The organism is Acidobacteriota bacterium (assembly GCA_022340665.1).
Lineage (GTDB): Bacteria > Acidobacteriota > Thermoanaerobaculia > Thermoanaerobaculales > Sulfomarinibacteraceae > Sulfomarinibacter.
In genome coordinates this window covers 1-6,686 of the sequence record JAJDNM010000134.1, presented here as the reverse complement: position 1 = coordinate 6,686, position 6,686 = coordinate 1, and the positions used below count along the sequence as shown (strand labels likewise).

The 6,686-nt window shown below is 62.2% G+C and carries 6 protein-coding genes; all 6 read right to left on the bottom strand.

The window, feature by feature from the left end; genetic code table 11:
• Positions 1-742 (bottom strand): hypothetical protein (locus LJE93_15195; protein ID MCG6950258.1); only part of this gene is annotated, 742 nt, incomplete at its 3' end.
• Positions 743-912: 170 nt separating this feature from the next.
• The gene (locus LJE93_15190) at positions 913-2,121 is read right to left on the bottom strand and encodes a phosphoesterase (GenBank protein ID MCG6950257.1); all 1,209 of its coding nucleotides are present in this window, start codon (positions 2,119-2,121) and stop codon (positions 913-915) included.
• A 23-nt stretch (positions 2,122-2,144) separates the two neighbouring features.
• Positions 2,145-3,512 carry a sn-glycerol-1-phosphate dehydrogenase gene (locus LJE93_15185; GenBank protein ID MCG6950256.1) on the bottom strand — a complete coding sequence of 456 codons (1,368 nt, stop codon included), beginning with the start codon at positions 3,510-3,512 and terminating at the stop codon, positions 2,145-2,147.
• A gap of 15 nt (positions 3,513-3,527) precedes the next feature.
• Entirely contained in the window at positions 3,528-4,856 is a 1,329-nt protein-coding gene (locus tag LJE93_15180) for an amidohydrolase (GenBank protein MCG6950255.1), read from the bottom strand.
• Between the two features lie 190 nt (positions 4,857-5,046).
• On the bottom strand, positions 5,047-5,511 hold the full coding sequence (locus tag LJE93_15175; GenBank protein ID MCG6950254.1) for a peptidylprolyl isomerase: 465 nt from the start codon (positions 5,509-5,511) through the stop codon (positions 5,047-5,049).
• Between the two features lie 52 nt (positions 5,512-5,563).
• Positions 5,564-6,686 (bottom strand): heparan-alpha-glucosaminide N-acetyltransferase domain-containing protein (locus LJE93_15170; protein MCG6950253.1); only part of this gene is annotated, 1,123 nt, incomplete at its 5' end.

Here is a 6,686-nt window from a genome sequence, read left to right as displayed (position 1 = left end):
GACCCATGTCGACGAGTATGGCGTGGTTGTCGGTCATCAGCCGGCCGACGGTCTCGAGGTCGTAATCCTCCAGCGCCTTGCGCATTCCCAGCGATTGTTCGGTGATCCTCCGGCAACGCTCGGCGAAGAGATCGGGGTCGTGATCTTTCAGCCCGAGAACGAAGTCGTTGAGGGTCGAGGTGTCGGCGGTGACGCCGCTGTTGGCGAGCACGATCCGGAACGGCCTTTCGACCTCGATGCGCTCGAAGGAGGCCTCTCCATCCTCAACGCTGTAGGCCAGAAGCCCGCCATAGGTCGAAGCGGTGTTGTCGATCCCGGAGGGCACACCATGGTAGGCGAGTTCGCCCTCCCAGCCGAATCGGTTGATCTCCTCGATCGACAGTCCGAGATCGAAAGTGGCGTCGAGAGCTCTCGCCAGGGACACGCAGCTCGCCGCACTGGCTCCGACCCCGCTGCCCGCGAGCAACGAACCGCCGTAGGTGATCTTGATCGGCGTCCGACGAACATCGATGCCCATGACCTCGAGGATGTGATCGATCGACTCGGCCTGTTGCGCCTTCTTTTTCTGTTTGTAGCCCGGAACCTCGTGCCGATTGTCCTCGAGCGTCCAGCCCTCGCCATCGATCAGCTCGACAGTCGCTTCGGTTTCAAACGGTAAAGCCGAAACGATTGCCGGAACGCCCCGCAACACGAACTGGTCGCCAATCAGGATCGTCTTTCCGTATCCAGTTCCGGTCGCCATACGATTTCTCCTCTTTTTCAGCAGACACGAGGTTCAGGTTCGAAGGAGAAACAGAGGAGAAAAGGAGAAAACGGGAAGAGGAGAATACAATTTCCACGAAGCCACACCCCGACCCTTGCGCCCTTTCTCCTCTGTTCCTCTGCTCCTTTTCCCTCCGCGTCTATTCAATATCACGGCAAGGGATCCAATTCTGTCTTCCAGGCTCCCAAAACCTTCTCGATCTCCTCGATCAGATCTTCTTCGTGGCCGACGGGCACGGTCGTAGCCGCGGTCAGGCTGTGGCAGGCGTCCGCGAACCCTCCGACCCTCGACGTCGCTTCAGGCAAGAGAATGTCGAGCCCGAGAGCTTCTCCCGACCTGATCGCATCCTCCATCGGATCGGCCACCCGCATCGACACCTTCACCTGGTCGAAATCGAAGGTGCCCATGCCGGGAATGTGATTGGGTACGTCCTGGAACCCTGCCAGGTAGCAATCCTGATCGGCCATGTCGGTGTTCCTGATGGTATCGAGGAAGGCGCCGATCATCTTCACCCCCATCGGATCGAACCGGTCACCGACGTGCAGCCACCGCACGTGAGACGTCTCCCTCCAGCCATGTTCCCGGATCCTCTCGATCTCGCCTTCGAACGCTTTCCTCTGGACCTCCTGTAGGTCGCTCAGCACCCTGTCCGACGCCTCCGTCGGCCCGTCGAGACATACACCGATGCCGGTCTCGGGACCCCGGCGCTGGTAACCGGCCCCACCCAGGGTGTCGAGCGAGCGCGCGAAGCGGGAACAGTCGACCGGGCCACGGGAGGTGGTCACGGTGTACCGTTCACCTCCCTCGGTCAGGTCGATCGCGATGGTCCCCTGCCGCTGGGCCTCGAGCGCGGCGTCCCTGTTCGGGCCGGCCAACCGGCCGTCGACGAAGAATCGGTCACCCACAGCGCCGATGGTGGCAAGCCGCGCGAGGTCCAAATTCTCCGGGTGCAAGGTACGGGCGAAGAGATAACAGGTCGTCGAGGCGGTGATCTCACGGTCGCCGCGCAGACCGAAAAGCTCCGGATCGAGGAGATGCACCCGATCGTCGGTTGCGGCCACCGCTTTGTGGTGGTCGAGGATCAGCACCAGGTTTCGCCCATGATTGAGGTCCGAGATCAGCGGCGCGATGCGACCGGCGAAATCGGTGAAGACGAGCAGGCTTCCCGACTGTTCGAAAACGCGCTCCAGCACCGCCGGATATGGCTTCTCGAGGCAAATCCTTCTGATCTCGAATCCCGCCCGCTCGAAGGCGCGAGTCAGGATGGCCCCCGAGCTCAGCCCGTCGGCGTCGTTGTGATGGAAGATAGTGACCTCGTATTCGGGCCAACGCTCGACCTCCCGGATGGCAGATTTCATCGCGGACAGCAGCGCCTCGCGGGTCATCGAAGCCCTTGACCGCCGAGGCGATCCGCAAAGGCATCCAGGATCCCGATCTCGGCCGCAACGTCGAGCGCGGTGTAGCGATTCCTGATTTTTCTCCCGTGACGTACGGCCAACACGAGCTCGTCGTTCGAGATCCCGAGATCATCCGCCTCAGTCGGCGCCCCGGCCGAAGCGAGCACCTTCCGCACCCTCGCACCAACCGCCAGGGTGCGTTCGATCTCCTCCTTGATGGTGCTTTCCTCTGCGCATAGCTGTTCCAGGTCGCACTCGGTCCGCGCCGCCAGCTTCGCCTCCCACTGCGGCCAGACCGCCTCCGCGAGACTCCCGAAGTCGTTCTCGATCTCCCGTCGCGCTGCGATCAGGTTCGGGTTGGGCTTGAAATCGACCGAAGCGAAATCGGACGCGTAGATCTCGCGGTAGAGCGTATCGATGACCAGGGATCCAACCCCCACCTGGGCGCCGTGGAGATTGAGACGTCCACCGTCCCTCAGCCGCGTCATGTCCCAGAAGTGCGACAGCAGGTGTTCAGCCCCGGACGCCGGGCTCGATGTGCCGCTGATCGCCATCGAGAGGCCAGAGACCAGCAGGAGGCGAAAGAGCGACTCGATCGCCTCCGGGTCACGAGCGGCGAGCCACGGGAAGACGTCGAGCCCGCGTCCGAACGACTCCGAGAGCAGCTGTTCCGGAGCGTCACAGTACGGCTCCCCCTTGATCAGCGAGGCGATCTTCCAGTCGCAACCGCAGTACGGCTTGGAGACCAGGTCGCCGAGTCCGGCCAGCGTCAACTCCGCCGGCGCCTCCGCCAGCACCAGGGGGTCCGCGAAAACCGCAACCGGGGGCGTCGCGGTCCGGGTCGTCTTGAGCCCGTTTTCGAGCAGAGCGACGATCGCCGAGGTGTAGCCGTTCATCGAAGCGGCCGTCGCGAAGACGAAGTACGGGCGCTGCCGCCGGTGAGCCGCAGCCCGGGTGAGGTCGTTGACAGTGCCGCTGCCGACCGCCGCGAAACCGTCGAACTCGTCAGGGTAGGCTGAGAGGATCTGATCGACGAGATCGACTGATGCGTGAATGTGACCGAAGCTGTCGTCGCGCAAGAGACAACAGTCGACCGAATGGGAGGCGCTCAGGGCTTCAGCGAGGCGTTCGCCGGCTGCCGTCCACGTGTTGCGGTCCGCAACCAGCAGGATGCGTTCACCCGGAATAATCGCCGGCAGGAGGCCGGAAACGTGATCGGCCATGTTCGGTTCGATCATCGCCACTCGCGTAACAACCTCGTGTGTCTCGCCGCAGGTGCACTGGAATTGCTGGCCAAGAAAGCGATCGCTCAGGATCTCGTCGACGTTTGTGGGAATGGAGTCGACCTGCATGTGTTTACCGTTTCCCTACGGATTGTAAAGCTGAATTCGCGACTCGGGAACACGCCGTGACAGTCGAGCCATGCTTTCACCCACCCTGGCCGAGATTTCCGCCAGGTCCAGGGTCAGGAGTTCCCGATCACGCATCAGTACCTTGCCGTCGCAGATCACAGTCCGCACATCCGAGGCCCGTACCGAGTACACCAGGTTTGCCGCCGGATCGTGCGGCGGCTGATTGTGGGCGCCGCTCAGATCCACCAGAGCGATGTCGGCGAGAAACCCGGCGGCGAGGTGGCCGATCTCGTCCGGCAGGCCGCAGACCCTGGCGCTCTCCCGGGAGGCGATTGTCAACGCCTCATCGACGGTCAGACTTCGGGGATCTCCGCTGGCGTGCTTCTGCACCATCGCGGTAAGTCGCAACGACTCCAAGATGTCGAGTGTGTTGTTCGACACCGGGCCATCAGTCGCCAGGCCAACCGGAATGCCGGCCTCGCGGAATTCCAGTACCGGCGCCGCACCCATTGCCAGCTTGAGGTAGTTCTTTGGCGCGTGCGCCACGCCGCAGCGTTTTTCGACCATCAGCTCGATATCCTCCGGTGTAGCACCGCAGCAATGCGCAAGTATCGTCGGCCGGTCGAGAACTCCGCAGTCGGCCAACACCCGGATCGGCGTTTTCCCATGCGCATCGAGGCTCGCCCTGGTCTGTTCGACTGTTTCGGCCGCGTGGATGTGGATGCCCAGGCCGAGTCTCTCGGCCTCGCGTGCAGTCGCCGCCAGGAACTTGTCGTCGCAGGTGTAGGGTGCGTGTGGGGCGAGCCAGGTCGTCACCCGACCCGAGGCGGCACCACCGTACTCCTCGGCGAACGACGCGGTTCGCTCCACACCCTCTCTCCCCTGGCTGGCGAAGACTGCCCATCCGAGAGCGGCTCTGGTTCCGGCCCGATCCACCGCCTCTACCGCACGATCCATGTGGAAGTAGTGATCTGCCACGGTGGTGACACCCGCTTGGACCATCTCGGCTAGACCGAGCTGCATGCCCCAGAAGACGTCATCTGCGGTCAAATTCGACTCGAGAGGCCAGATGTACTCGTTGAACCAGGTGGCGATGTCCACGTCTTCGGCCAGACCACGAAACAAACACATCGGCACGTGAGCGTGGGTGTTGATCAGGCCGGGGATGGCGAGGAGACCGAATCCTTCGATGGCCTCGTCAACTTCCATCTTGTCCGATTGCCCGGTCGGTGCCACCGACTCGATCCGGTTACCGCGAATCAGAATGTCGTGGTTCCGGAGCAGCTCAGATCGGTTTTCCTCGCACCGAAGGACATCGACATCGCGAACGAGCAGGTCGGCCATGGTGGTTATTCTAACCCCTGGGCCCAGTTCTCCAGATAGGTTGCGGTATTTCGGCGTGGTCGGTGACACCAGCAGGAACTGCCAAGAGCGCCATGTATGGCGCCCCTACAGCTGCTTCGCGTTCACGCAAGGGTATGTTGGCGGAAATCCGAAATTCGAAATCCGAAATTCGAAATATTTCATTTGCCGGTCACCCCACCCGGCCGTTTTTCTTCTCCTCGTCCGTGGCTTCGCGAATCGTTGCCACCGACACCTCGAAACGCAGGGTCTGCCCGGCCAGTGGATGGTTGCCGTCCAGCGTGACCTTCTCGTCTTCGACCTCGGCGATCATCAGGTGTTGCTCGCGACCATCCGGAAGCTTCGCCGACACCACGGCGCCCACCTCGGGCTCGAAGCCGAGTTGACCCGGCGTCACCTCGATCACCCGCTCCGGGTCGTGAATGCCGTAGCCCTCCTCGGGCTTGATGGTGACATCCAGAGCATCTCCCACCTCGTGGCCCTCGAGCCGCTTCTCGAGGCCGGGAACGATGTTCTCGTGGCCATGGAGATACTCCATGGGTCCCCGGTCGGCAGTCGAGTCCACCTCGGTTCCATCGGCAATCGTGAGTCGATAATCGATTCCCACAACTGCGTCTTTCGCGATCGTCTGACTCACAACAGACCTCCGTTGACTATCTCGGATTCAAGCCCGGATCTACGGTTTCTACTCACACCTTGATGAAGATCTTCCGGCGATACATCCAGGAGAGTACCAGGAACCAGCCGGCAATCCAGGTCACGGCGTAGGCCAGCGACGCCTCGTAAGGCGGCAACCACGAGGCAAAGAAATTGCTGTAAATCTGCTCCTTCAGCGACACATCGCCAAGCCGGACGTAGGCCAGTGTTCGGGCGAGCACCCCGCTGCCAACGAACAGTGCGATCGCATTCACGCCATAGACGGTGAAGAACCTGGCAGTTTTCGGATGGTCATGGAAGTCGAAGAACCAGAGGCAGAGGCCGAGACAGCTGAAGGCCAACCCCGCGGTGAACACCGCGTACGAACTGGTCCAGATCGCCTTGTTGATCGGAAAGACCCAGCTCCACACGTAGCCGGCGCAGGCCAGCAGGCTACCCGATACGAGGAGCCGGGCCACTTTTTCAACGGGATCGATTTTCGCCACCAGCAGCAACCCTGCGAAGACCCCGAAGAGAGTCGTCGCGACCGCCGGTATCGTGCTCAGCAGGCCTTCCGGATCGTAGACCCTCGACACCCGCCAAACGTGGTCGCCGAAAACCTCGCGATCGATCCATCCCGACAGATGCCCGCCGGGCTCGTCGATGTTCGGCTGCCCGACGCCCGGCACCGGCACCAGGGTCATGAGTGCCCAGTACCCGACGAGGAAGACCACGGTCAGGATCTTCAGGATCCGGACCCTGCAGAAGAGAACTAGCAGCGAGACGACCAGGTAACAGATCGCGATCCGCTGCAGCACACCCGGGATGCGCCATGTATCGAGGAGCTCGGCGAAGCCGCGTGGACCGAAAAGGCCGAAGGGATAGCCGTTGAGCAAGAGGCCCAGCGCCAATATGTTGATCGATCGCTTGATCACCTTGATGACCAGCGGTCGCCTCGGAACACCGGCGTCGATGCGGCGCCCCAGAGCCAGGACGATCGCCACCCCGACGATTAAGAGAAAGAACGGGAAAATGAGGTCGGTCGGCGTACACCCGTGCCATTCGGCGTGCTTCAGCGGCCAGTAGATCGTCGCCCAGTCGCCGGGGTTGTTGACCAGGATCATCGCGACGATCGTCATCCCCCGGAAGACATCAACTGCGGTGAGCCGTGCGGGC